The organism is Ruegeria sp. HKCCA0370 (genome assembly GCF_013033705.1).
Classification (GTDB): Bacteria; Pseudomonadota; Alphaproteobacteria; order Rhodobacterales; family Rhodobacteraceae; genus Ruegeria.
On record NZ_WQEP01000001.1, the window covers coordinates 1,162,138 to 1,186,554 of the forward strand.

Below are 24,417 nucleotides of genomic sequence, written 5' to 3' on the forward strand. Positions count from 1 at the left end.
GCACCATGCAACCTTCAGACAAGGCCCTGGTACCATTCGTTTCCGTCGACAACATGATGCGACTGGTACACCACATTGGCGTCGAACAGATGATCACGCAGATTGCCGCTCAGATCGAGGCCGATTTCAAACGATGGGAAAGCTTCGACAAGACACCTCGCATTCCGGCGCATTCTCCTCATGGCGTGATTGAGCTGATGCCAACTTCGGATGGCGAGGCGTACGGGTTCAAATACGTAAACGGCCATCCCAAGAACACCTCCGAAGGGCTGCAAACCGTTACTGCATTCGGCCTGCTGGCGGATGTCTACACCGGATATCCGACGCTGTTGACCGAAATGACAATGCTGACCGCGCTGCGCACGGCGGCGACTTCGGCTCTGGTCGGGCGCTATCTGGCCCCGAAAAATGCCAAGACAATGGCCATGATCGGCAATGGCGCACAGTCCGAATTCCAGTGCCTGGCCTTCAAGGCAATGTGCGGGATCGACACCGTTCGGCTTTATGATATCGATCCGAATGCCACGTCGAAATGCGCTGCGAACTTGCAGGGCAAGGGCCTGACCGTCATCCCTTGCAAGACGCCGGAAGACGCCATTGAAGGTGCCCAGATCATCACCACCTGCACGGCAGACAAGAAATACGCAACGATCCTGACCGACAACATGGTCGGGCCCGGCGTGCACATCAACGCCATCGGAGGCGATTGCCCCGGCAAGACCGAGTTGCATCGCGACATCCTGTTTCGTTCGGACATCTTCGTCGAGTACCCCGAACAAACCCGGATCGAAGGCGAAATTCAGGCGCTGGACGCCGATCACCCTGTGACCGAGATGTGGCAGGTCATCACCGGCGCCGCCAAGGGGCGCATCGATGAGCGGCAGATCACTTTGTTCGACAGTGTAGGCTTTGCCATCGAGGATTTCTCGGCCCTGCGCTTTGTGAAACAGGCGATTGAAGGCACAACCTTCTTTGAACCTCTGGACATGTTGGCCGACCCGGACGATCCGCGCGATCTGTTCGGAATGTTGATGCGAGCTGGATAGCGCGCGATCTTGGGGGCTCTGCCCCCGTCGCGCTGCGCGCGCCTCCCCCGGGATATTTTCAGCCAGATGAAGCAAGGGATCCGAACTTCATCTGGCCACAAATATCCCGGAGCGCGAGGCAGAGCCTCGCTTCCGAGCTATCCCGCAAGCGATGGCAGGTAGAGGACAATACCCGGGAATGCCACAAGCATCGCGATGGTCAGGGCGTCCGCGATGAAAAAGGGCGTGACGCCTTTGAACACATCTTGAACGCTCAGGTCCGGGCGCACACCGGCAACGACAAAGCAGTTCAGCCCGATGGGCGGTGTAATCAGGCAAAACTCGGCCATCTTGACCACCAGAATGCCAAACCAGATCGCGCACATCGGGCCGGACATTCCAAAAGCGCTGTCGGCGGCACTGACGGTCTCACCACCATTCAAGGCCATTACCGCTGGATAGACGACGGGCAAAGTCAAAAGCAGCATCCCGATCGCGTCCATGAACATGCCCAACACCGCATATGCCAGCAGAATGCAGATCAGGATCATCATGGGCGACATCTCGAGCCCCGTAATCCAATCCGAGAAGGCACCCGGAAGGTCGGCGAACCCAAGAAACCGCACATAGATCAGAACGCCCCAGATGATCGAAAAAATCATCGCCGTCAGTTTGGCGGTTTCCAAAAGTGCGGATTTGAACTCGGCCCAGCGCATTCCGTGGAACAAGGCGAAACAGAATACGATGAAGGCGCCAATGGCACCGCCTTCCGTCGGAGTGCCCCATGCTTTTTCACCAAACGGGTTATAGACAAAGCAAATGATAATCAGAATGACGGCGACAATCGGAATGGCACCGGGAAGTGCTGCAAAGCGCTGTTTCCAGGAAAACCCCGTGACCGGCGGGCCAACGGATTTGAAGATCACTGCAATCCCAATGATCAGAAGGCCGTACACGATTGCGGAAAACGCACCCGGAATGAAACCCGCCAACAGCAGTTTCCCGACATCCTGCTCGACGATGATCGCGTAGATCACCAGAATGGCCGAAGGCGGGATCAGGGAGGCCAGCGTCCCGCCCGCGGCAACCACACCTGCTGCAAAGCGTTTGTTATAGCCCACCTTCAGCATTTCCGGAATCGCGATACGGGCGAAGACGGCGGACGTCGCAACCGAAGCTCCGGACACCGCAGCGAAGCCGGCCGTGGCGAAAACGGTCGAAACCGCCAACCCGCCGGGCACCCATGCGACCCAGCGTTTTGCGGCCTCGAACAAAGCGCGGGTAAGCCCCGCGTAATACGCCAGATATCCAATCAGGATAAAGGTCGGAATCAGGCTGAGAGTGTGGGACGCGACCTTGGAATGTGGCACCTGCCCCGCGGTCTTGACCGCCACTGTCAGCGCCTTGCCAAACCGTTCCGGATCGTAACCGAACTTGGCCCAGAAAATCCAAACCAGTCCGACAAGCCCTGCCAAACCGGCTGCAAAGGCAACCCGCATGCCCGCCACGACAAGGACCAGAAGGCCGCCAGTGACCCAGAGGCCAATCTCAATCGTGTCCATCTATCAGTCCTGCCCTTCGAACTGTTCGGCCTCGGCCGCCGCCTGCGCCGCTGCATCCTGTATCAACGGAACGGCCGCCGGAGCGCCCAGCCCCAGCCAGAACGCCCGACCATACCCCCAGACTTGCAGCGCAAGGCGCAGGCAGAGAACGGAAAATGCAACGGGTGCCAGCAGCTTGGCCGGCCACAAGGGTATGCCGATGTCGATCGAACTGTCCCGGCTCCACATTGGGGCGCCAAAATCAAAGGACCGGTCGAAATGAGACCAACTGCCCCAAACCAGAGCCAGCATCAGGATCAGGATCAGAACCACCGAGAGCAGTTCGAACAGCCACAAAGCCCGACCGTGCAAGCGGGATATGACGATATCCATCCGGATATGCCCCCCATCACGCTGAACATATGAAATGCCCAGAAAAGCGATGAGAGGCATCGCCTGTTCGATCCAGTCCACGTAGCCCGGCAAAGGAGCATTCAGCGCATTTCGACCACTGACCGACACAACGGCCAATACCATCAGTGAAAAAACCGCCAATCCGCTGATCAGTGCCAGAAACCGTTCGAGCACGAGCAAACGCTGATCCAACTGGCTCAGACGGCTGCCGTCTACCAGAACCGTGGCTTGTCCTGCCATTCCGGTGTTTCCTTGTTGTTTGTTGCCGGGCGCCTTGAAAGCACCCGGTCGTGTGGATCAGTTGCCGCCGCGCTGTTGCTTCAGCGTCGTCTGGACAAGATCGTAAAGGTCCTGCGCCGGCAGGCCCTGTGCGGTCATGTCCGCAATCCATTTTTCACGGATCGGATCAGCGGCCTTTGTGCGGAACTCTTCAATTACCGCGTCGTCGATCATGACCTTCTGGACACCCTTTTCTTCCAGGACACTGTCCCATTGTTCGAGCAAGCCGCCGTAATTCGCCAGGTAGTGATCGATCGCCTCGTCAATCGAGCTGTCCAGGGCTTCACGATGTTCGGCTGGCAGGGCCTCGTAGGCATCGATGTTGACGACAACCGGGCAGTTCACCGTTCCCGGATTCAGGTTCGCGGTCCACCAGTCCGCTTCGTTGATCGTTCCGAATGACAGGTGCGCGTGCTGGGCAAAGGCCACGGTGTCGACGACGCCCGATTCCATCGCATTGAAGGCTTCGGTCGCCGGAACCGATGTCGGCACCCCTCCGACCGCCTCGAAGGCCTGACCAAGGCCACCGGTCGCCCGGACCCGCATTCCGTCAAATTCAGCCAGTTCATCCCGCGGCTCGCCCGTTCCGACAAGGTTATACTGCGGCATTGGCGAGGTCATGATGATGCGGGCGTTCCATTGCGCCATCTCTTCCTTGACCGCCGGATGGTCGTATACCGCATGGCTTACCGCAACTTCTTCCTGCAGGTTGTTCACACCCAGGAACGGCAGTTCCAAAACGGTGATCGCCCGGTTCTTGTCGCGGTGATAGCCGGCACAGAACTGCGCCATCTCAAAGGCGCCGATTTCGATCCCGTCCAGGTTTTCCCTGGGTTTGGACAACCCGCCATAGCTGACATTGATTGTGAATTCGCCACCGGTTTTTTCGCTGACCAGTTCGGCCAGCTTTTCAACATGTTCCGTAAAGGCGCGGCGCTTGCCCCAGACGGATGCGTTCCATTCTGTCGCCGCGGCTTCGGTCACAAAAGCAACGCCAAGGGCGGCGACTGCGGCACCGCTCAACATCTTTTTCATAGTATCGTCTCCCATAGGTGCGCCCCCTACCGAGGCGCTTGCCGATCAAGCTAGCGCCAACATTCGATTGTGCCAACCCTAACCGGGATTTGCGTATTTTGCAGAATAAGCCCCAGAAACGACCCAAGACGACAGAAGCCTTGCGGTCACCTGTCGTTGCAACCACAATTGACACACAGCGCCCTCAATTCTCGTTACCTTTAAGTGACTGTTTTTGTTCTATTTTAGTGATTCTTTTGCCGATTTTTTTACAGATTTGGCCGCATTGTTAAAATTTCTTTACAAAGAAATCCAAGGATTACACCAATTTATTTATTTATTTTCAGAACGCGGTAATATTCAAACTTGGGGAGGAACAGGATCGACATCGCCTGAATGACAGGCAAAAAATCCAAAAGCAATCCAGTCCAGAGGGAGGAGCCTCAAAGATGACCACCGCTGCCCAGGCAGATGCCAAGACTTATCCGCCATCCGCAGAAACTGTCGCTCGTGCGCATGTCGATGCGGCAAAGTATGCTGACATGTACGCAGCCTCAATCAGCGACCCCGACGCGTTCTGGGGCGAGCAAGGCAAGCGCATCGACTGGATCAAGCCCTTCACCCAGGTCAAGGACGTCAGTTACGAGTTTGGCTCGGTCAAGATCAACTGGTATGCCGATGGCACGTTGAATGTGTCGGCCAACTGCCTGGATCGTCATCTGAAAACCCGCGGCGACCAGACCGCGATCATCTGGGAGCCGGATGATCCAAATGACCCGGCCCAGCATATCTCTTACGCAGAATTGCACCGCCGCACCTGCCGGATGGCCAACATTCTGGAATCCCTTGGCGTGCGCAAGGGCGATCGCGTAGTCATCTATTTGCCGATGATCCCCGAAGCCGCTTACGCCATGCTGGCCTGTGCGCGGATCGGCGCAATTCATTCCATCGTTTTTGCGGGCTTCTCGCCCGATGCTCTGGCCGCGCGCATCAACGGGTGCGACGCCAAGGTTGTGATCACTGCGGATGAAGCGCCGCGTGGCGGCCGCAAAACGCCGCTGAAATCCAACGCAGACGCCGCCCTGCTGCACTGCAAAGACACGGTAAAATGCCTTGTGGTCAAGCGCACCGGCGGTCAGACCACCTGGATCGACGGTCGCGACTTTGACTACAACGAAATGGCGCTTGAGGCTGACGACTACTGCGCCCCAGCCGAAATGAACGCCGAAGATCCTTTGTTCATTCTTTACACGTCCGGTTCGACCGGTCAGCCCAAGGGCGTTGTGCACACCACGGGGGGGTATCTTGTTTACGCCTCGATGACGCAAGAGATCACATTCGATTATCACGAAGGTGACGTGTACTGGTGCACCGCTGACGTGGGCTGGGTCACCGGGCACAGCTATATCGTCTATGGCCCGCTGGCCAATGGCGCAACCACGCTGATGTTCGAAGGCGTGCCCACTTATCCCGACGCCTCGCGCTTCTGGCAGGTCTGCGAAAAGCACAAGGTCAACCAATTCTACACCGCCCCCACTGCGATCCGCGCTCTGATGGGTCAGGGCAATGAGTTTGTCGAAAAATGCGACCTCAGCGATCTTCGCATTCTGGGCACCGTGGGTGAACCGATCAACCCCGAAGCCTGGACCTGGTACAACGAGGTTGTCGGCAAGGGCAAATGCCCCATCGTCGATACTTGGTGGCAGACCGAAACCGGCGGCCACCTGATGACGCCGCTGCCCGGTGCACATGCGATGAAACCCGGATCGGCCATGAAACCGTTCTTTGGCATCGAACCGGTGGTTCTGGACCCGCAATCCGGTGTCGAAATCGAAGGCAACGGTGTCGAGGGCGTTCTGTGTATCAAAGACAGCTGGCCCGGCCAGATGCGCACCGTCTGGGGCGATCATGAGCGGTTCGAGAAAACCTATTTCTCGGATTACAAAGGCTACTATTTCACGGGTGACGGCTGCCGTCGCGACGAAGATGGCGACTATTGGATCACCGGTCGTGTAGACGACGTGATCAACGTGTCCGGTCACCGCATGGGTACGGCCGAGGTGGAAAGCGCGCTGGTTGCACATGCTGCTGTTGCCGAGGCTGCGGTGGTTGGATACCCTCATGAAATCAAAGGGCAAGGCATCTATTGCTATGTCACGTTGATGAATGATCGCGAGCCTTCGGACGAGTTGATGAAAGAGCTGCGCACATGGGTCCGCACCGAGATCGGTCCAATTGCATCCCCGGATGTGATCCAGTGGGCACCCGGCCTGCCGAAAACGCGCTCGGGCAAGATCATGCGCCGTATCCTGCGCAAGATCGCCGAGAACGATTTCGGATCCTTGGGCGACATTTCGACACTGGCCGATCCGTCGGTGGTCGAAGACCTGATCGAAAACCGTGCGAACAAGTGAGGGTATGATGGACGCTGCCACGATCACCACGCCCGCCGTTCTCATCCTTCTCGGCCCTCCGGGTGCCGGGAAGGGCACACAGGCCCGGATGCTGGAAGAGAAATTCGGACTTGTACAACTCAGCACCGGTGACCTGCTGCGCGAAGCGGTCGCGGCCGGAACCGAAGCCGGCAAAGCGGCAAAAGCCGTTATGGAAGCCGGCGATCTGGTAAGCGACGAGATCGTCATCGCCATCTTGCGCGACCGCATGGCACAGCCGGATTGCGCCAAAGGCGTCATTCTGGACGGTTTCCCGCGCACGACGGTTCAGGCCGAAGCGCTGGACAGCCTGCTGGCATCGAACAACCAGAAGATCAACGCCGCGATCAGCCTTGAGGTGGAAGACGCGGAGATGGTGACCCGTATTTCGGGCCGCTACACCTGCGCCGGCTGTGGTGAAGGCTACCATGACCAGTTCAAGAAGCCTGCCGAAGAAGGCAAATGCGACAAGTGTGGCCATACCGAATTCAAGCGCCGCGCCGACGACAATGCCGAAACGGTGGCCTCGCGCCTTGCAGCGTACCACGCGCAGACGGCACCACTGATCGCCTACTATGACGGTCAGGGCGTGCTGCAGCGTACAAACGCCATGGGCAGGATCGAAGACATTGCCAATGACCTTGAAGGGATCGTTGACGAAGTCATGAAATAGGGGGTGGATTTAGGGCCGCAAGGCTCTGATCCCAAACAGAATACTTCAAAAGACCGCTTTGGCGGACTGGAGGAGTTTTGCCTGACGTCACATGGCGTCTGGCGCAAGTGAGAAGCGGCCCGACGCACTGGAGGATGTGGGCATCGGGCCGTCCAACGAGGAAGCGAAGGAGGAACCCGCGATGGCGGATCATTCAACAAACTCCGCGCAGACTGCCGAGTCCGACAAGGGCTATTGGCAGGCCAACCTGCGCCTCATCTACATCAGCCTCGCGATCTGGGCGCTGGTGTCGTTTGGATTCGGCATTCTGCTGCGTCCGTTGCTGTCGGGGATTGCCGTAGGCGGAACCGATCTGGGCTTTTGGTTCGCACAACAGGGATCGATCCTGGTGTTTCTGGTGCTGATCTTCAACTACGCCTGGCGCATGAACAAGCTGGACGCCGAATTCGGCGTGGACGAACAATAAGGGAGAGCGGGGACTATGGATCAGTTTACCATCAACCTGCTGTTTGTTGGCGCATCATTCGCGCTATACATCGGCATCGCGATCTGGGCCCGCGCGGGTTCCACATCGGAGTTCTACGCCGCCGGTCGCGGCGTTCACCCGGTCACCAACGGTATGGCGACAGCGGCAGACTGGATGTCTGCGGCCTCGTTCATCTCGATGGCGGGCCTAATTGCCTTTACCGGCTATGACAACTCGACCTTCCTGATGGGGTGGACCGGTGGCTATGTGCTGCTGGCACTGCTGCTTGCGCCCTACCTGCGTAAGTTCGGCAAATACACCGTCTCGGAATTCATCGGCGACCGTTTCTACAGCCAGACCGCGCGTGTCGTTGCGGTGATCTGCCTGATCGTTGCGTCGGTGACTTACGTGATCGGTCAGATGACCGGTGTGGGTGTGGCCTTTGGCCGCTTCCTCGAGGTGTCTAACACGTCCGGTCTGCTGATCGGTGCATGTGTGGTCTTTGCCTATGCGGTGTTTGGCGGGATGAAAGGTGTGACCTACACCCAGGTTGCTCAGTACTGCGTGCTGATTACGGCCTACACCATCCCGGCGATCTTCATCTCGTTGCAGCTGACCGGCACGCCCATCCCTGCACTGGGTCTGTTTGGTGATACCGCCGGTGGTGAGCCCCTTCTGACCAAGCTGGACGCCATCGTGACCGAGCTGGGTTTCAATGAATACACAGCCCACCACTCGAACACGCTGAACATGGTGCTGTTCACGCTGTCGCTGATGATCGGTACTGCGGGTCTGCCGCACGTCATCATGCGCTTCTTCACCGTGCCGAAAGTGTCTGACGCACGCTGGTCGGCTGGCTGGACTCTGGTCTTCATCGCTCTGCTGTACCTGACCGCCCCTGCGGTTGGCGCAATGGCGCGTCTGAACATCACCGACATGATGTGGCCCAATGGTGGCATCGAAGGTGGCGCTGTCTCAGTCGAGGAAATCGACACCGATCCGCGCTATGACTGGATGAAAACCTGGCAGAAAACCGGTCTTCTGGATTGGGAAGACAAGAACGGCGACGGCAAGATCCAGTACTACAACGACAAGTCCGAAGCGATGGCCACCATTGCGGAAGAAAAAGGCTGGGTCGGTAACGAGCTGACCAAGTTCAACCGTGACATCCTGGTTCTGGCCAACCCCGAAATCGCCAACCTGCCGGGTTGGGTGATCGGTTTGGTCGCTGCCGGTGGTCTTGCGGCTGCTCTGTCAACCGCTGCGGGCTTGTTGCTGGCGATCTCGTCAGCGGTGTCCCACGACCTTGTCAAAGGTGCGATCAACCCGCAAATCTCTGAAAAGGGTGAACTGCTGGCTGCGCGTATCGCAATGGCCGTAGCCATCGTTGTTGCAACCTACCTTGGTCTGAACCCACCCGGATTTGCGGCGCAAACCGTGGCTTTGGCCTTCGGTCTGGCGGCGGCCTCGATCTTCCCGGCGCTGATGATGGGGATCTTCTCGACCCGCATCAACAACACCGGCGCGGTTGCGGGTATGCTGGCTGGTCTGGTTGTGACCTTGGTCTACATCTTCCTGCACAAGGGCTGGCTGTTCATTCCGGGCACCAACTCGTTCACCGATGCTGACCCGCTGCTGGGTCCGATCAAGTCGACTTCGTTCGGCGCTATCGGTGCAATGATCAACTTCGGCGTTGCTTACGTCGTTGCCGGTATGACCAAAGAGACCCCGCAGGAGATCAAAGATCTGGTCGAAAGTGTGCGCATTCCCCGTGGTGCGGGCGCAGCTCAGAATAAGTGAGCTTGATGCGGTCGTTGGTTCTTGCCTTCGACCGCGTCTTTCGATCCACTGTTCCCGCCCGGCACACCACTGGGCGGGATTTTTTAACCAGAACACCGGAGACAACACATGCCCCTGTCCCATGATGAAATTGCCCGGTTTCTGAAATCCGTTCACCCCTATGACGTGTTGCCTTCCGACGCCCTGGATCAGATCGTCAAACAGATCGAGGTATGGGAAGTTGAGGAGGACGCTTCTGTCTATGAGCTGGGTCACAAGTTGCCCGGGGTTTTCTTGATCTACGAAGGACAGGTTGAGATTACCGATGAGAACGGGGCCATCGTCTCTCATCTGGGGCTGCGCAACTCCTTCGGCGAGAGGGGCCTGCTGAAAGACGGCAAAGCCGCCACCAAAGCCCGTGCTCATACGCCGTCGGTCCTGATGGTTCTGCCACCGGATTTGGTGCGCAGTTTGATCGACAACCACGACGTCGTTGCCAAATTCTTCAATCGAACCCGTGGAGATCGCAGTGGCCCGCAAAGCCTTGCGACCAGTTCGATTGACGTTTTGATGGCGCGCGATCCCGCCACCTGCCCTGCGGACACGACAGTTCAGGAAGCGGCACAGATCATGCGCGACAAACACATCTCGTCGCTATGCGTGACAGATGGAGAGAAGTTGAAAGGTATCGCCACCCTGCGGGACATTTCGGGCAAATATGTTGCCAACGGGTTGCCCGAAACCACACGGATTTCCGAAATCATGACTGCAAATCCCGTAACCCTGTCGCCCAGCGATATCGGCTCGGACGTTCTGCATATCATGATGGAGCGCGGCATTGGCCACATCCCGGTTTCCGAAGGCGGTCGTCTGGTCGGGATCGTGACGCAGACCGATCTGACCCACTATCAGGCCGTCAACTCGGCCGAATTGGTTGGTCGGATCGCAAAGGCTGACAGTGCCGAAGAGATGGCGAGGGTGACGGCGGAAATTCCGCAGTTGCTGGTTCAGTTGGTTGCCGGCGGGAACCGGCACGAGATCGTCACGCGGCTGATCACCGATATTGCAGACACGGTTACCCGCCGCCTGCTGAAATTGGCCGAATCTGAACTGGGGCCGCCGCCTGTACCCTATTTGTGGCTGGCCTGCGGCTCACAGGGACGGCAAGAACAAACCGGCGTATCGGATCAGGACAATTGCCTGATGCTGGACGATAGCGTCACCGACGCCGATATGTCCTATTTCACCAAACTGGCCAAATTCGTCTCTGACGGGCTGGACGTCTGCGGGTACTTCTACTGCCCCGGCGACATGATGGCGACCAATCCGCGCTGGTGCCAGCCGGTTCGTGTCTGGCGCGACTATTTCAAAGGCTGGATTGCCAAGCCAAACCCCGAGGCGCAAATGCTGGCCTCGGTCATGTTCGACCTGCGCCCCATCGGCGGTGCATTTGAGTTGTTTGGCGATCTGCAAGCGGACACTCTGGCAGTGGCCAGGGCAAACTCGATCTTCGTCGCACACATGATTTCGAACTCGCTGAAGCACACGCCCCCCCTGGGCCTGCTGCGCGGTTTCGCGACGATCCGCTCGGGCGAGCATCGCAATACGCTGGATCTGAAACACAACGGAGTTGTGCCCGTCGTCGATCTGGCGCGCATCTACGCACTGCAAGGCGAACTGACCGAAGCCAACACCCGCGCCCGCCTGAAAGCAGCCGAGGCCAGTGGCGTGCTCAGCCCTTCTGGTGCGCGTGACTTGCTGGACGCCTATGATCTGATCGCTGAAACCCGGCTGGAGCATCAGGTGCGGCTGGTTAAATCCGGAGCGATGCCCGACAACTACCTGCCACCGTCTGAATTGTCGGACTTTGAGCGAAGTCATCTGCGTGATGCTTTCGTGGTGGTAAAAACGATGCAATCGGCAGTTGGCCACGGCAAGGGAATGCTGGGCTGACATGCGACTGACCAACGGAGAGACCACATGTTTCTGGAACTGATCGGCACGATTTTCGCAGGGGTCGCATGTGCCGGCATCGTTCTTCTGCTGAACAAGCTGACCGGAGGGCGTTTGCCAAAATGGACAACGCCGGTTGCGGCCGGCCTTGGAATGATCGCGATGACCATCAACAGCGAATATTCCTGGTACGATCGCACGCGCGACCAACTGCCGGAAGAGATGACCATCGTGCAAGAGGTCGAAAGCCGCGCGTTTTATCGTCCCTGGACCTACGCGGTGCCGTTCGTTGACCGGTTTGCCGCAATCGACACCGTATCGGTGCGCACAAACGAAAACGTTCCGGAACAACGGCTTGTCGATCTTTACTTCTTTGGCCGCTGGGCTCCGGTTTCGAAACTGCCGGTGGCCGTGAATTGTGCAGAAGGCCGCCGCGCAAACCTGGCGGATGGTGCCGAATTTGCCGAGGACGGGCGTCTGGTGAACGCTGACTGGATTGCAGCCGGAACCAATGACCCCGTCATCGCAGCCACTTGCGGGGTGTAATCATGCTGACTGGATTGAGTTTGAGGCTCAGGATCTTTCTGTTCTTCTGCCTCCTCGCCCTGGGCGGGGTTGCCATCAGCGCCACCGCTCTCTGGATCACCTATTCCCGTGCGGGAAACCCCGGTCTGCTGAATGATTTCGTCTTCGCCGAAATCCTGATCGGATTTGGATTTCTGGCACTGGTCGCGGGTGTTTGGCTGCTGTTCGACGACAACGTCGCCAAACCGATCGAACGGCTTTCCGCCCAGCTGCGTGCCCGTGCACATGCCGGTGTAAGCACCGACCTGGACATGCAGGCCGCGCGGTATCTGGGTGATCTTGCCCCGGCAGCGGCGGGATTGGCAGAACAACTGGCCTCGAACGCCATGCGCACGGCCGAGGCCGTGGCCGCCGAAACCGCGCATCTGGCCGCCGAAAAACAGCGCCTGACCGCGCTGCTGACGGAAATCCCTGTGGCCATGCTGCTGGCCAGTCCGAAACATCAGATCGTTCTGTACGACGGGCAGGCCGCCGAGGTTCTCGCACAAATCGCGCATCCTCGTCTGAACGCATCTCTTTTCGAATATCTCGAAGCCACCGGCCTGACGGACGCATATGCCAAGATGTGCAAAACCGGAAAGGACGTCTATTGCACCCTGTCCAGCGTGGACGGGCGGCAGACCTATTCCGCCAGGATGAAACCCTTGGGGGATGCACCCGGATATATGCTTGTCTTCGAAGACAGCGCGACACATATGTCACCGGACGATGCCCGCCCGCTGGTCTATGATTTCGAACTTCTCAATACACCGGGGGATGATGCGTTCGAGAACCGCCCCCTATCGGATCTGTGTTTCGTGGTTTTCGACACGGAAACAACCGGTTTGCTACCTCACAAGGATGAGATCGTGCAGATCGGCGCAGTGCGCGTTCTGAATGGTAAAATCGTTCAGGGTGAGCATCTGGACATGCTGGTTGATCCCGGCATTCCGATTCCCCCGGCCTCGACCAAAGTACACAAGATCAGCGATCGTATGGTTCAGGGGGCGCCCGATATCGCCGAAGCCGGACGCGTATTCCATCAGTTTTCGCGCGACGCGGTGATCGTGGCGCACAATGCCCCGTTCGACATGGCGTTCCTGCGCCGCCATGCCAAACGGATGGGTGTCGAGTGGGATCATCCGATACTCGACACGGTTTTGCTGTCCGCAGTGTTGTTCGGGGCAAGCGATACGCACACACTGGACGCCTTGTGTGAACGGCTGGAAATCACGATCCCCGAAACGTTGCGCCATACCGCACTGGGCGACGCGGTTGCCACGGCCGAGGCATTGATCAAGATGCTGCCGATCCTGCAAGCACGCGGCCTGACGACTTTTGGCGAGGTGATCATGGAAACCCGCAAACATGGTCGTTTGCTGGAAGATCTGAACTGACGGCATAAATTGCACCCGGCAGTCAGCTTTTCATGGACAATCCGGGCCACGCATGGCACCTGATGCGCGGCCAAGGATTAAGCGCGCAATGACCGAAAAGACCTTCAGACCGACCCCGGATCAAAGCCCCGCCTTTCGGGAAGCGCTGGGATGCTTTGGCACCGGTGTCACGGTGATTACCGCGCAATCCGACAAGGGCCCGCGTGCCATAACGGTGAATTCATTTGCCTCAGTCTCATTGGATCCGCCACTGGTCCTGTGGTGTCTGGCCAAGGAATCATTCCGATTTGATACGTTCAGTACCTGTGATCTCTATTCTATCCACGTCATGGCGCAGGATCAGCAGGATCAGGCGTTGCGGTTTGCACGCGATGGGGCGGATTTCTCACATGCAAACTGGACCGAGGATACGGTCGGGCGTCCACATCTGGCCCAGTGTCTGGCCCGGTTCGATTGCCGCCTTAATGCCCGTCATGACGCAGGGGATCATCTGATCATCGTGGGTCAGGTAGAGCAGGTCATGTATCGCACCGGCAAAGGGCTGATCTTCAAACGCGGGCAGTTCGGCGGGTTTGTCGACCTGATCTAATCGTCCAACGACCCGTGAACCGCCAACGCCTCCAGTTCCGCGTCCTGAGGAGTGATCACGCGAAAGGCTTCGTGAACGCCTGTCTCTGTCAATTCCCTTGCGACGGTCAACAACGTGTTGGCCGGATGGTCTTCGCACAACTCTAACATGTGGTCGATTTCAGCTTGCGCAACGCCCAATGCGGCCTCGACCGAGGGTGCGCCATAGAACTGCACAAAATGTTCGGCCAGGTTATGCGCAATCTGATTTTTCTCTGCGGCTTCGATCTGCGTCACGGCGACAAAAGTCACCCGACCAAAGGTTTCCAACCCCAGCCAGCCATTCGCAAAGGCCTGTCGAGCCTTGCCTTCAATATCGCCCTGCCCCCAGTTGGAAAACTCAAACCCGCCCGAAACGCACCACTCTCCGGTGCGCGCCGGGGAATGAAACACGTTCATGTCGCTTTCGTCGAAATGGATCGCTCGGGCCAGTTTCATTCTCGGTTCTCCAACAAGTCAGTCAGGGGGCGCAGATACGTATCGACCCCGTCGCGGATCAGCATCCCGAAACGTTCATCCGTTCCAAGGAATACGCCACCGTCGATCAGCGGTTCGCCCACGCCGCGCAGCAGGCCCATCCATTCGGCGTGCAAGGACGCGTTGCCATCCTCCTGCCAACGGTTGAGCCAGGTCAACATGTGTCGTGACCAGCTTTCCACCAACTGCGTTGCAGAAACCTCGGCACAGCCTTCATCGTACAGCGCGGTGATATCAGGGGTTTCACCCGGCGCATCACTTGTTTGCAACAGCGTCAGCTCCCAACCGACGATCAGCCAGTCCGGCTCTTCCTCGGGCATTGATGTTGACGCAGCCGCGCGGAACCGGCCGCACCGCGCCCCGTTCACGCAAATCAGACCATCCCAACCCAGATGCACCGCAACCTCTGGCGGGGCCAAAGCGCCCAGCGCGTTCTGAAATCCCACAGCACAAAGCGGCAGCATCGCCACGGCATCCTGCAACGGTACCTCGGGGGCAAAAACAATTGCCACGCGCAGGAAATCCGCCTGAATATTGTAGACAACCGTCCCCGCATCACAGCCTAGCGCAGCCATGGCCTGCGCGCGCTCGAACGGGTCTTCCCCACCCTGAACCGGGTGGCCCGTCAGCAAGGGTGGGAAAACCGGCTGGCTCATGCGTTGCCTTTGGCGATCATGTCGCGGGCGATCTTGCGGAATGCCTCGGCCTGCGGGCTGTCAGGTTTGCTGACCACGATGGGCGCGCCTCCGTCGGCGGCGACGCGGATGTCCAGATGCAAGGGGATTTCACCCAGCAGCGGCACGCCCAGCGCCTCTGCCTCGGACTTGACACCACCATGACCGAAAACATGTTCTTCGTGCCCACAGTTCGAACAGATATGCGTGGACATGTTTTCGATCATCCCGACAATGGGTGTCTTGAGCTGGTTGAACATGTCGATCCCTTTTCGGGCATCAATCAGGGCCACGTCCTGCGGCGTTGAAACGACAATGGCACCATCCACCTGGAACTTCTGGCTCAGCGTCAGTTGCACGTCACCGGTGCCGGGCGGCAGATCGACGATCAGAACATCCAGCGCGCCCCATTGCACCTGGCTCATCATTTGTTGCAGCGCACCCATCAGCATCGGCCCGCGCCAGACAACCGCCTGACCTTCGTTGGTCATCAAACCCATCGACATCATGGTGACCCCGTGGTTGCGCAGCGGCAGGATTGTCTTGCCGTCAGGGCTGGCCGGACGACCCGAGACACCCAACATCCGGGGTTGCGACGGCCCGTAAACATCCGCATCCAGCAGACCTACACGCCGGCCTTCCGCAGCCAATGCGCAGGCAAGGTTGGCCGAAACGGTGGATTTGCCAACCCCACCCTTGCCGGAGGCAACGGCGATGATCCGATCCACACCCGGCACTGCCTGCGGCCCGGTTTGCGATGGCTTGGGTTTCGGTTTCAGATCCGGCGGTGCCTTGTCGGAATGCGCGGTCATCAAGGCCGAAACATTTGCCACGCCTTCCACCATCTGAGCGGCCTTTTCAGCCGTGGCGCGGACGGGTTCCATCTTTTCCGCATATTTCGGGTCGACCTCAAGCACGAAGCGTACCGTGTCGCCTTCCACATTCAAGGCGCGCACGATGCCTGCGCTTACGATGTCCTGCCCGGATACCGGGTCGGTGATCTTTTTCAGGTTCGCCAGAACCGCGTCACGAACACTCATGCTTGTTCCCCTTGATCCGCCCTGCTGACAGGGGCGTGCGTATCGACTCGCCGCTCATTGCACGTGTCTCCGTCTTTGTCTGTACATTTGACGCATCCCGCCCCGCGAAGTTACGTTGAGCCATGCGCTTTGTCCTCTTGTGCCTGAGCCTGACGCTCTCTGCCACCCCCTCTTGGTCACAAGAGGCGATTGGCCTTGCGGCCCCGGCAGAGGTTAAAGACTCCGGCCTGTTGCAACATATCCTTCCTCGCTTCTCTCTCAAGACCGGGATCCGTGTTATTGCAGACGACGCCGGGGTCATGGTGCTGGAAACCGCGCCGCCCGGTGATCCGGTCTTTGCCCGCAACAACGTGATCTATCACCTGCGTATCGAAGACAACGACCGCCAGACCCGTTTTCTTGAATGGCTGAAATCGGATATCGGCAAGCGCACGGTGGAAAGCTTTGCCCCGGCAGACGGAGGGCCCTACTCTGCCAGTTTTGATATTGCCGTGGTTGAGTCCGGTGACATCGTTGAAGGCGACACCCAACTTGGCGAAGAACTTTCGATGACCCATTGCGGGCGCTGTCATGTCATCGGGCCAAGGAACCGCATGAATGGCCTGGGGTCGACGCCCTCTTTCGCCGTTCTGCGCGCAATGCCCGACTGGTCGCAGCGATTCGAAGCGTTTTTCGCCCTGAACCCCCACCCCGCATTCACACAGATCGACGGTCTGACACCGCCTTTCGATCCCGAACGCCCGTCTCCTATTCACCCGGTTGAGATGACATTGGACGATCTTGACGCGATCCTGGCGTTCGTATCGCGCATCGACGCTGCGGATCTGGGTGCACCTCTGAAACTTCAGTGATCCTTTCTGTCTGAATAGTAATCCTCGGTCGTGACGACCCGAGGCTTGGGCTTTGACTGGAAAGGATTGTCTTGCTGTTGGAACTGCACGTTCACCCGGCAATTGTCACACATCTGGATCATCCGCGCCTGATCCGACGTCGCGAACATCGGATGCGTGCCCGACAGCTTCTCCATGATCCGCTCAACGGTGGATTTCACGCCGAACAATGCCCCGCATTCCACGCAGGCAAAAGGTTCTTCTTCGTTCAGAACCTGCTGTGACAGGGCCGCATCGCTGAGATCAAGTTGTGGAACAAGCGTGATCGCATCCTCGGGGCATATGGTCTTGCACATCCCGCATTGCAGACAGGCATCTTGTTGGAAGTTCAATTGCGGCATATCCGGATTGTCGATCAACGCACCGGATGGGCACAGCGACACACAGCTGAGGCACAGGGTGCAGCTGTCGGTATTCACTGCAACCGCCCCGTAAGGCGCATTTTCAGGCAGCGGCAAAGGCGATTCAGCCTGCGGGTTCAGCGCCTGTGCTGCCAGCCGCGCGATTTGCCGGCGATTGCCCATAGGCAAGACCGGATCGGACAAAGGCCGGGGCACCGCCTGCCCGTACAGCAGATCGGACATCGCATCGGGGTCTGTTTCGTCAATCAGGCCTATACCCTCGGGGCCAGCAATGGCATGTGCCAATTCAAGCTCCCGGTTCAACGCCTCGCGTTCAGTCGTCGGCGCCAACAGCACAACCACCCGCGCGAACCCATGCGCCAGAGCCGCCAGCATCTCGGCATGGCCAAAGCCAGATATCACGTTCAATTCCAATGGAATCACATCCGAAGGTAATCCACGCCCGAAACGCGCCGCCAACCGGATCATTTCGGCCCCGTCGGCGTCATGGACAAGCAACCGAGGCGCGGTGCCGCCGGCCCGTCGATAGGTACGGGCCAGAATATGCATCCGCGACAACAGCGCCGAAACAGGTGGGTCTTCGTAGGTTATGGCCGTTGAAGGGCACAGCGCGGCGCAAGCACCACAGCCTGCACATACCATCGGGTCAATCGCCACATGCTCGCCCGCCGGGGAAATCGCACCGGTTGGGCAGATATCCAAACAGTTGGTACAGCCCACCTGCTCGGCCCGGGAATGGGCACACAGGGTTTCTTCCACCCGCACATAAAGTGGCTTTTCGAATGTCCCCACCAATTGCGCGGCTTCAAAAGCCAGACGTTCCACGGAAACCGCATCCCTGGGATCAGCCCGCAGATAGCCTTCGCGCTTGTCCGGGGCCTGAACAAAGGGCGTTTCTCCTGCCAGATCGATGACAATGTCACACGATGAAAGCGCACCGTCCTTTGGATCGGTCCAAGCAAACGCGCCGCGCCCACCGGGCACGACCTGCTGAAGCGCGTCCAGACGCAACGAAAACCCACCGAGCGCACCGGAAACCGAACGCAGCCGCCCCCGTACCACGTCATAGGCGCGCGAGAGAGGCTCTGACAAATCGGTCGTCATGACGGTCACTGCCAACGAATCCGCCAGACGCTCTGCCAGATCAAAGGCCACCGCACCGGGCCCGATGATGAAACAGGTGCCTTCACTGAAGACATCCACGCTGGGTGTGACCGGTTGCGCCAGAACGGCCTCGGCCGCCAATGCCGCCATCTTGGGGGTCGCATCCGCACCTTGGTCTGACCACCCGGCCCGATCGCGCAGATCGACAAATCCGGGCACGTCGATATTCAGGTCTTCGGCCAGTGACCTGAAAACGTCATGCTCTTGCGCACAAGCGATGACGGTATCACCTTCTTTCATCAAGTCCGCGGCGGACTGCAACTCATCGGTACAAAGCGCGGTATGCAACCTGGAACAGGCAACGCCGCAGGCGCTTTCGATCTTGTCCGGATCGAATGCCTGTGTTCCGGCGCAATCACATAGCAGTAGTTTCGTGGCCATATCCTCTCCTCGGGCAACCGCCCCGGTTCCATGCACACTAGGCTGTACCCCCGGGAAAGCAACTTCAACCCCTTGCCGCGTTTCCTGCATAGGGTTGAATTTCGGCAATAAATGCCACGAAATACAAGCATTCACAGGACCTGCTCACGCAGTTGCTACCCTGGACTACGACCAAAGTCGTAGAGCTTAGGCTTGGCACACAGCCAGTTTGTGTACCATAGTGGACTTGGAAAGGCAGGGGAGAGCCTTTCGGGGAGGAGCCAGTGGCCAAGGCCGCAAGCCAGACTGAAATGCCGGTTGGCGTCATCGTGCGCAAGACACCCGGGGTCACACGGTGGGCCCGGTGGAACTGGCGCGCTGTGGCCCTTTTACCCGGCGCGGGGCCGGCCGACTGGCAGGAACTGCGCCGCGAAGGCGATGCCGTCGAGTATCACGCGGCCACCTTGCCCCTGACGCTCTGGGCAGATGAAACCGAAGCCTACATGGTCAATTTGTCGGATGAGCAGCCTTCGCTGTACCTTGTGCTGCGGGACGAACTGAAAGGCGAAACTCCCCTGAATGCAGTTCTGATCACCGCCTCTCCGTTCGAGGGGCAGGATTACGCGGATACCGGTGAAGAAATTGTCGAGAAGATCCCGATGACTGTAGGGCTGATTGCCTGGGTTCGCGATTTTACTCTGAAACATCATCAGCACGAAGTTTTCGTCAAGCGCCGCCGCGACAAGAAGCGGACAGATCTGGTTGAAGACGGCAAGGGTGATGCTCGTATCCGGCAGACGTCGGACGTGTATCGCGCCCCGAGAAAGGCGCTGCAATGAACCGGCCCGATGATTTCTGGTCTCGCCGAAAGGCCGCCGTTCACGCCGAAGCCGAGGCCGAGGCACTGGCGCTTGAAGAACAGGCGATCGCAGAACGGCAAGCGGAGCTGGAAGAAAAGGATGACGCCGAGATCCTCGCCGAGTTCAACCTTCCCGACCCAGAGACCCTGCAACCCGGCGACGATGTTTCGGGCTTCATGGCCAAGGCCGTGCCTGATCGCCTGCGCCGTCGGGCTTTGCGTCGGCTGTGGCGGCTGAACCCGGTTCTGGCCAATGTCGACGGGCTGGTTGATTACGGCGAGGACTACACCGATGCGGCCTGCGTGATCGAAAACATGCAAACCGCCTATCAGGTTGGAAAGGGCATGCTGGCACATATCGAAGCACTGGCGGCCGACGCGGAAGAGGCCAAAGACGATGCTGCTGAAAGCGAAGCCGATACGCGCGCTGAACCCGAGGCCGAGCCGGTCGAACCCGATACCGGGCCCGAACCGGTTTCCGTCGCCCGCGCGGACGAGCCGGAAGAAATCGACCTTCCCCCGGCGCCACGTCGAATGACATTTGAATTTGAAGGATGACCGAATGACCGCAAGTGACGCGCACACTCTGGACGTTTCAGCCGAGGATCGCCTGCGCGCGGATTTCTACAACTTTCTGGGCTTGCTGCTGGCCGGTCCACCCGACCAGATGCTGCTGGATCAAATGGCGAGCCTTAGCGGGGATGACACTGATCTTGGTCAGGCCATCCAAGCCATGGCGCGGGTTGCAAAAGTCACCAAGCCCGCCGCCGCGGAACGGGAATTCAACGCATTGTTCATCGGTTTGGGTCGGGGCGAATTGCTGCCCTATGCCAGCTTCTATCTCACGGGTTTTCTGAACGAGAAACCTCTGGCGCAGCTCCGCAATGACATGGCGGTGCGCGGGATCACACGCGCCCAGAACGTGTTTGAGCCCGAGGACAACATCGCCTCATTGATGGAGATGATGGCAGGCATGATCGTTGGGCGTTTTGGCAGCCCGGCATCGCTTGAAGACCAGAAAGCATTCTGGAGCAAACATATCGGCCCATGGGCCGCACATTTCTATTCGGATTTGGAAGCTGCTGAAAACTCTGTTCTCTATGCATCCGTCGGCACCGCCGGTCGGGTATTCATGGAGATCGAGCGCGAAGCGTTCCGGATGACAGCGGGGTAGCCCGCACATCGCCGGTGCCCTGTGGGCACCAAACCGCAATTGGGACAGGAGGAGCCCATGAGCAAGACCAAGGAAGAAGGCGCCACACGCCGCGACTTCCTCAAACTGGCCGGAACCGCAGCGCCTGCTGCTGTTGCCGCCGCCAGCCTGACCGGGAAAGCCGAAGCGGCCGAAGCGCCGACAGACGATACCCGCATCCAGGATACCGCGCATACACGCGCCTACATCGAAAGCACCCGGTTCTAGGATCGGACGTTTTCACACCCGACTGACGGTTGCGATTGGCCCCGACGTCGGCTTCAGCAGTACCAAGCCAGCCGTGGCATACACGGCGCGCAAGGGAGGAAACAAATGCTTAGGAAAAAGACCAACGGGGTTGCGAGACGCCCCCAGCGGACAAGTATCCTGTCCCAGGTCGGCGAGAAAACCGTCGATCGCCGCGCATTCCTGCGTGGATCGGGCCTGACGATCGGCGGCCTTGCCGCGATCAGCGCCACGGGTGGAACCGTGACGCCAGCCAGCGCCCAGACCGCAGCCAACACGGCTGTCGAGAACATCAAGTCCGTCTGCACGCATTGTTCGGTCGGTTGCACGGTGGTTGCCGAAGTTCAGAACGGCGTCTGGATCGGGCAGGAGCCCGGCTGGGACAGTCCGTTCAACCTGGGCGCCCATTGCGCCAAGGGTGCCGCCGTTCGCGAGCACGCCCATGGCGAGCGCCGCCTGAAATATCCGATGAAAAAGGAAGGCGGAGAGTGGAAGCGCATCAGCTGGGAAGAGGCGATCAACGAGATCGGCGACGGCATGATGAGCATCCGCGAAGAATCCGGGCCTGACAGCGTGTACTGGCTGGGTTCCGCCAAGCACAACAACGAACAGGCCTATCTGTTCCGCAAGTTCGCCGCCTACTGGGGCACGAACAACGTGGACCATCAGGCCCGGATCTGCCACTCGACCACTGTTGCGGGCGTTGCGAATACATGGGGCTACGGCGCCATGACCAACAGCTACAACGACATGCACAACAGCAAGGCGATCTTCATCATCGGCGGCAACCCGGCCGAGGCGCATCCCGTCTCGCTGCTGCATATTCTGCGCGCAAAAGAGCAGAACAACGCCCCGCTGATCGTCTGCGACCCGCGCTTTACGCGCACTGCGGCGCACGCGGATGAATATGTCCGTTTCCGCCCCGGCACGGACGTTGCGCTGATCTGGGGTATCCTCTGGCACATCTTCGACAACGGTTGGGAAGACAAAGAGTTCATCCGCACCCGTGTCTGGGGCATGGATCAGATCCGCGAAGAAGTTGCCAAGTGGAACCCGGATGAGGTGGAACGTGTCACCGGCACTCCGGGGTCGCAGTTGAAGCGGGTTGCCCGCACGATGGCCAACAACCGTCCCGGAACGGTTGTCTGGTGCATGGGCGGAACGCAGCACACCAACGGCAACAACAACACCCGCGCGTATTGCGTCCTTCAGCTTGCACTGGGCAACATGGGAACCTCGGGTGGTGGCACCAACATCTTCCGCGGTCATGACAACGTTCAGGGCGCAACGGACCTTGGTGTTCTTTCCCATACCCTGCCCGGCTATTATGGCCTGTCCGCAGGCGCATGGGGTCACTGGGCCCGTGTCTGGGGCGAAGAACCTGAATGGCTGGCCGGTCAATTCGCCACGATCAAGGACAAGGACGGCAAGGACAAACCGCTGCAGAACGAGCGCGGCATTCCTGTTTCCCGCTGGATCGACGGTGTTCTGGAAGACCCGGCCAACATGGATCAGGACAACAATGTCCGCGCCATGGTTCTGTGGGGCCACGCGCCCAACTCGCAGACCCGGATGACGGAAATGAAGACGGCGATGGAAAAGCTGGACATGCTGGTCGTGATCGACCCGTATCCCACCGTTTCCGCCGTTCTGCATGACCGTACCGATGGCGTCTACCTGTTGCCCGCCTGTACGCAGTTCGAAACCCGTGGTTCTGTCACGGCCTCGAACCGGTCTCTGCAATGGCGCGACAAGGTGGTCGATCCGCTGTTCGAAAGTCTGCCGGACGAGGTCATCATGGCCAAGTTCGCCAACAAATTCGGCTGGGCGGACCGGTTCTTCCGCAATATCGAGATGGAAGATCCCGAAACCCCGAATGTTGAAAGCATCACGCGTGAGTTCAACTCGGGCCTCTGGACCATCGGCTATACCGGTCAGTCGCCGGAACGTCTGAAAAGCCATATGGCCAACCAGCACACGTTCGACAGAACCACGCTGCAAGCCATTGGTGGACCAAACGACGGCGAGTATTACGGTCTACCGTGGCCCTGCTGGGGCACACCGGAAATGGGCCATACGGGGACACCAAACCTCTATGACATGTCCAAACCGGTGGCCGAAGGCGGCCTGACCTTCCGTGCCCGTTTCGGCGTGGAACGCGACGGCGACAACCTGCTGGCCGAAGGGGTCTATAGCGTTGGATCGGAAATTCAGGATGGCTATCCAGAGTTTACGATGCAGATGCTGATGGATCTTGGCTGGGACGGTGATCTGACGGCCGAGGAACGCGCGGCCATCGACGCCGTGGCCGGACCAAAGACCAACTGGAAAACCGACCTGTCCGGTGGTATCCAGCGGGTCGCGATCGCACATGGCTGTGCGCCCTTCGGGAACGCCAAGGCCCGTGCGGTTGTCTGGACCTTCCCGGATCCGATCCCACTGCATCGCGAGCCACTCTATACCAACCGGCGCGATCTGGTGGCGGACTATCCCACCTACGAGGACCGTCAGGCCTATCGCCTGCCCACCCTTTATGCATCGATCCAGAAGAACGACTTTTCAAAGGATTACCCGATAATCCTTACGTCTGGTCGTCTGGTCGAATATGAAGGCGGCGGTGACGAAACCCGGTCGAATCCGTGGCTGGCCGAGCTTCAGCAGGACATGTTCGTCGAGATCAACCCGCGCGATGCCAACAACCTTGGCATTCGAGACGGATCACAGGTCTGGGTCGAAGGTCCCGAGGGCGGCAAGGTCAAGGTGATGGCGATGCTGACCAACAGGGTCGGTGCCGGCGTGGCCTTCATGCCGTTCCACTTCGGCGGCCATTTCCAGGGCGAGGACCTGAGGGAGAAATACCCCAAAGGTGCAGACCCCTATGTGCTGGGTGAAAGCACCAACACCGCCCAGACCTATGGCTATGATTCAGTGACCCAGATGCAAGAGACCAAGGCGACTCTCTGCAAGATCTGGGCAGCGTAAGGAGGAC

The 24,417-nt window shown here is 59.0% G+C and carries 22 protein-coding genes; 15 read left to right on the forward strand and 7 right to left on the reverse strand.

All coding sequences use genetic code 11. The features are described 5' to 3' along the window. The first annotated feature begins 5 nt into the window (after positions 1-5). Positions 6-1,046, forward strand: coding sequence for an ornithine cyclodeaminase (locus tag GOW31_RS05845; RefSeq protein WP_171168510.1), 1,041 nt, complete (start codon positions 6-8; stop codon positions 1,044-1,046). 137 nt (positions 1,047-1,183) lie between these two features. Here the strand turns inward: GOW31_RS05845 and GOW31_RS05850 are convergent, their stop codons facing one another. Genes GOW31_RS05850 through GOW31_RS05860 form a run of 3 tightly spaced genes read right to left on the reverse strand, consistent with a single transcriptional unit; the run spans position 1,184 to position 4,294 of the window. Beyond that, positions 1,184-2,587, reverse strand: coding sequence for a TRAP transporter large permease (locus tag GOW31_RS05850; protein ID WP_171168511.1), 1,404 nt, complete (start codon positions 2,585-2,587; stop codon positions 1,184-1,186). Positions 2,588-2,590: 3 nt separating this feature from the next. Next, the gene (locus GOW31_RS05855) at positions 2,591-3,220 is read right to left on the reverse strand and encodes a TRAP transporter small permease (RefSeq protein ID WP_171168513.1); all 630 of its coding nucleotides are present in this window, start codon (positions 3,218-3,220) and stop codon (positions 2,591-2,593) included. Positions 3,221-3,277: 57 nt separating this feature from the next. Beyond that, positions 3,278-4,294 carry a C4-dicarboxylate TRAP transporter substrate-binding protein gene (locus tag GOW31_RS05860; protein ID WP_171168515.1) on the reverse strand — a complete coding sequence of 339 codons (1,017 nt, stop codon included), beginning with the start codon at positions 4,292-4,294 and terminating at the stop codon, positions 3,278-3,280. Positions 4,295-4,722: 428 nt separating this feature from the next. On the opposite strand from GOW31_RS05860, the gene acs reads away from it, so the two are divergent. The 8 genes from acs (at position 4,723) to GOW31_RS05900 (ending at position 14,126) form a co-directional block, all read left to right on the forward strand. Then, positions 4,723-6,687 carry an acetate--CoA ligase gene (gene acs, locus GOW31_RS05865; protein WP_171168517.1) on the forward strand — a complete coding sequence of 655 codons (1,965 nt, stop codon included), beginning with the start codon at positions 4,723-4,725 and terminating at the stop codon, positions 6,685-6,687. Between the two features lie 7 nt (positions 6,688-6,694). Further along, positions 6,695-7,378: an adenylate kinase gene (locus GOW31_RS05870; RefSeq protein WP_152459846.1), complete on the forward strand. Its 684-nt coding sequence runs from the start codon at positions 6,695-6,697 to the stop codon at positions 7,376-7,378. A gap of 181 nt (positions 7,379-7,559) precedes the next feature. Next, a complete protein-coding gene (locus GOW31_RS05875) occupies positions 7,560-7,844 on the forward strand; it encodes a DUF4212 domain-containing protein (protein ID WP_171168693.1) in 285 nt (94 codons plus the stop codon). Between the two features lie 15 nt (positions 7,845-7,859). After that, a complete protein-coding gene (locus GOW31_RS05880) occupies positions 7,860-9,644 on the forward strand; it encodes a sodium:solute symporter family protein (RefSeq protein ID WP_171168519.1) in 1,785 nt (594 codons plus the stop codon). Positions 9,645-9,752: 108 nt separating this feature from the next. Continuing rightward, positions 9,753-11,576: a DUF294 nucleotidyltransferase-like domain-containing protein gene (locus GOW31_RS05885; RefSeq protein ID WP_171116355.1), complete on the forward strand. Its 1,824-nt coding sequence runs from the start codon at positions 9,753-9,755 to the stop codon at positions 11,574-11,576. A gap of 27 nt (positions 11,577-11,603) precedes the next feature. Further along, entirely contained in the window at positions 11,604-12,122 is a 519-nt protein-coding gene (locus GOW31_RS05890) for a hypothetical protein (RefSeq protein WP_171116357.1), read from the forward strand. Positions 12,123-12,124: 2 nt separating this feature from the next. Further along, positions 12,125-13,537, forward strand: coding sequence for a PolC-type DNA polymerase III (locus GOW31_RS05895; protein WP_171168521.1), 1,413 nt, complete (start codon positions 12,125-12,127; stop codon positions 13,535-13,537). Positions 13,538-13,625: 88 nt separating this feature from the next. Further along, positions 13,626-14,126 carry a flavin reductase family protein gene (locus tag GOW31_RS05900; RefSeq protein ID WP_171168523.1) on the forward strand — a complete coding sequence of 167 codons (501 nt, stop codon included), beginning with the start codon at positions 13,626-13,628 and terminating at the stop codon, positions 14,124-14,126. Here the strand turns inward: GOW31_RS05900 and GOW31_RS05905 are convergent. From GOW31_RS05905 to GOW31_RS05915, 3 genes are read right to left on the reverse strand one after another with little or no spacing between them, the layout of a single operon-like run. Beyond that, the gene (locus GOW31_RS05905) at positions 14,123-14,602 is read right to left on the reverse strand and encodes a DUF6505 family protein (RefSeq protein WP_171168525.1); all 480 of its coding nucleotides are present in this window, start codon (positions 14,600-14,602) and stop codon (positions 14,123-14,125) included. The genes GOW31_RS05900 and GOW31_RS05905 overlap by 4 nt on opposite strands. Further along, the gene (locus GOW31_RS05910) at positions 14,599-15,297 is read right to left on the reverse strand and encodes a biotin/lipoate--protein ligase family protein (protein ID WP_171168527.1); all 699 of its coding nucleotides are present in this window, start codon (positions 15,295-15,297) and stop codon (positions 14,599-14,601) included. The genes GOW31_RS05905 and GOW31_RS05910 overlap by 4 nt, the downstream gene beginning before the upstream one ends. Then, on the reverse strand, positions 15,294-16,355 hold the full coding sequence (locus GOW31_RS05915) for an Mrp/NBP35 family ATP-binding protein (RefSeq protein ID WP_152457717.1): 1,062 nt from the start codon (positions 16,353-16,355) through the stop codon (positions 15,294-15,296). The genes GOW31_RS05910 and GOW31_RS05915 overlap by 4 nt, the downstream gene beginning before the upstream one ends. Before the next feature lie 122 nt (positions 16,356-16,477). Here GOW31_RS05915 and GOW31_RS05920 point away from each other — a divergent pair, with 122 nt between their 5' ends. Next, positions 16,478-17,206, forward strand: coding sequence for a cytochrome c (locus tag GOW31_RS05920; protein WP_171168529.1), 729 nt, complete (start codon positions 16,478-16,480; stop codon positions 17,204-17,206). Here the strand turns inward: GOW31_RS05920 and GOW31_RS05925 are convergent. Further along, entirely contained in the window at positions 17,200-19,152 is a 1,953-nt protein-coding gene (locus GOW31_RS05925) for a 4Fe-4S binding protein (protein ID WP_171168531.1), read from the reverse strand. The two genes, GOW31_RS05920 and GOW31_RS05925, sit on opposite strands and share 7 nt — an antisense overlap. Positions 19,153-19,415: 263 nt before the next feature. On the opposite strand from GOW31_RS05925, the gene GOW31_RS05930 reads away from it, so the two are divergent. The 5 genes from GOW31_RS05930 to GOW31_RS05950 all read left to right on the forward strand — a co-directional run bounded on the left by GOW31_RS05930 (position 19,416) and on the right by GOW31_RS05950 (position 24,410). Further along, positions 19,416-19,970 carry a DUF3305 domain-containing protein gene (locus GOW31_RS05930; RefSeq protein WP_171168533.1) on the forward strand — a complete coding sequence of 185 codons (555 nt, stop codon included), beginning with the start codon at positions 19,416-19,418 and terminating at the stop codon, positions 19,968-19,970. Next, a complete protein-coding gene (locus GOW31_RS05935; RefSeq protein ID WP_171168535.1) occupies positions 19,967-20,548 on the forward strand; it encodes a DUF3306 domain-containing protein in 582 nt (193 codons plus the stop codon). Before GOW31_RS05930 ends, GOW31_RS05935 begins: the two co-directional genes overlap by 4 nt. Positions 20,549-20,552: 4 nt before the next feature. Continuing rightward, positions 20,553-21,164, forward strand: a complete 612-nt coding sequence (locus tag GOW31_RS05940; RefSeq protein ID WP_171116377.1) for a molecular chaperone — start codon at positions 20,553-20,555, stop codon at positions 21,162-21,164. 57 nt (positions 21,165-21,221) lie between these two features. Further along, a complete protein-coding gene (locus tag GOW31_RS05945; RefSeq protein ID WP_171116379.1) occupies positions 21,222-21,410 on the forward strand; it encodes a ubiquinol-cytochrome c reductase iron-sulfur subunit N-terminal domain-containing protein in 189 nt (62 codons plus the stop codon). Between the two features lie 105 nt (positions 21,411-21,515). Continuing rightward, positions 21,516-24,410, forward strand: a complete 2,895-nt coding sequence (locus tag GOW31_RS05950; protein ID WP_152457710.1) for a formate dehydrogenase subunit alpha — start codon at positions 21,516-21,518, stop codon at positions 24,408-24,410. Positions 24,411-24,417 lie beyond the last annotated feature (7 nt).

Excerpts from the sequence above, each read along its gene's own strand:
- GOW31_RS05845 (WP_171168510.1), top strand. The coding sequence starts at position 6 with ATGCAACCTTCAGACAAGGCCCTGGTACCATTCGTTTCCGTCGACAAC.
- GOW31_RS05850 (WP_171168511.1), bottom strand. The coding sequence starts at position 2,587 with ATGGACACGATTGAGATTGGCCTCTGGGTCACTGGCGGCCTTCTGGTC.
- GOW31_RS05855 (WP_171168513.1), bottom strand. The coding sequence starts at position 3,220 with ATGGCAGGACAAGCCACGGTTCTGGTAGACGGCAGCCGTCTGAGCCAG.
- GOW31_RS05860 (WP_171168515.1), bottom strand. The coding sequence starts at position 4,294 with ATGAAAAAGATGTTGAGCGGTGCCGCAGTCGCCGCCCTTGGCGTTGCT.
- acs (WP_171168517.1), top strand. The coding sequence starts at position 4,723 with ATGACCACCGCTGCCCAGGCAGATGCCAAGACTTATCCGCCATCCGCA.
- GOW31_RS05870 (WP_152459846.1), top strand. The coding sequence starts at position 6,695 with ATGGACGCTGCCACGATCACCACGCCCGCCGTTCTCATCCTTCTCGGC.
- GOW31_RS05875 (WP_171168693.1), top strand. The coding sequence starts at position 7,560 with ATGGCGGATCATTCAACAAACTCCGCGCAGACTGCCGAGTCCGACAAG.
- GOW31_RS05880 (WP_171168519.1), top strand. The coding sequence starts at position 7,860 with ATGGATCAGTTTACCATCAACCTGCTGTTTGTTGGCGCATCATTCGCG.
- GOW31_RS05885 (WP_171116355.1), top strand. The coding sequence starts at position 9,753 with ATGCCCCTGTCCCATGATGAAATTGCCCGGTTTCTGAAATCCGTTCAC.
- GOW31_RS05890 (WP_171116357.1), top strand. The coding sequence starts at position 11,604 with ATGTTTCTGGAACTGATCGGCACGATTTTCGCAGGGGTCGCATGTGCC.
- GOW31_RS05895 (WP_171168521.1), top strand. The coding sequence starts at position 12,125 with ATGCTGACTGGATTGAGTTTGAGGCTCAGGATCTTTCTGTTCTTCTGC.
- GOW31_RS05900 (WP_171168523.1), top strand. The coding sequence starts at position 13,626 with ATGACCGAAAAGACCTTCAGACCGACCCCGGATCAAAGCCCCGCCTTT.
- GOW31_RS05905 (WP_171168525.1), bottom strand. The coding sequence starts at position 14,602 with ATGAAACTGGCCCGAGCGATCCATTTCGACGAAAGCGACATGAACGTG.
- GOW31_RS05910 (WP_171168527.1), bottom strand. The coding sequence starts at position 15,297 with ATGAGCCAGCCGGTTTTCCCACCCTTGCTGACGGGCCACCCGGTTCAG.
- GOW31_RS05915 (WP_152457717.1), bottom strand. The coding sequence starts at position 16,355 with ATGAGTGTTCGTGACGCGGTTCTGGCGAACCTGAAAAAGATCACCGAC.
- GOW31_RS05920 (WP_171168529.1), top strand. The coding sequence starts at position 16,478 with ATGCGCTTTGTCCTCTTGTGCCTGAGCCTGACGCTCTCTGCCACCCCC.
- GOW31_RS05925 (WP_171168531.1), bottom strand. The coding sequence starts at position 19,152 with ATGGCCACGAAACTACTGCTATGTGATTGCGCCGGAACACAGGCATTC.
- GOW31_RS05935 (WP_171168535.1), top strand. The coding sequence starts at position 19,967 with ATGAACCGGCCCGATGATTTCTGGTCTCGCCGAAAGGCCGCCGTTCAC.
- GOW31_RS05940 (WP_171116377.1), top strand. The coding sequence starts at position 20,553 with ATGACCGCAAGTGACGCGCACACTCTGGACGTTTCAGCCGAGGATCGC.
- GOW31_RS05945 (WP_171116379.1), top strand. The coding sequence starts at position 21,222 with ATGAGCAAGACCAAGGAAGAAGGCGCCACACGCCGCGACTTCCTCAAA.
- GOW31_RS05950 (WP_152457710.1), top strand. The coding sequence starts at position 21,516 with ATGCTTAGGAAAAAGACCAACGGGGTTGCGAGACGCCCCCAGCGGACA.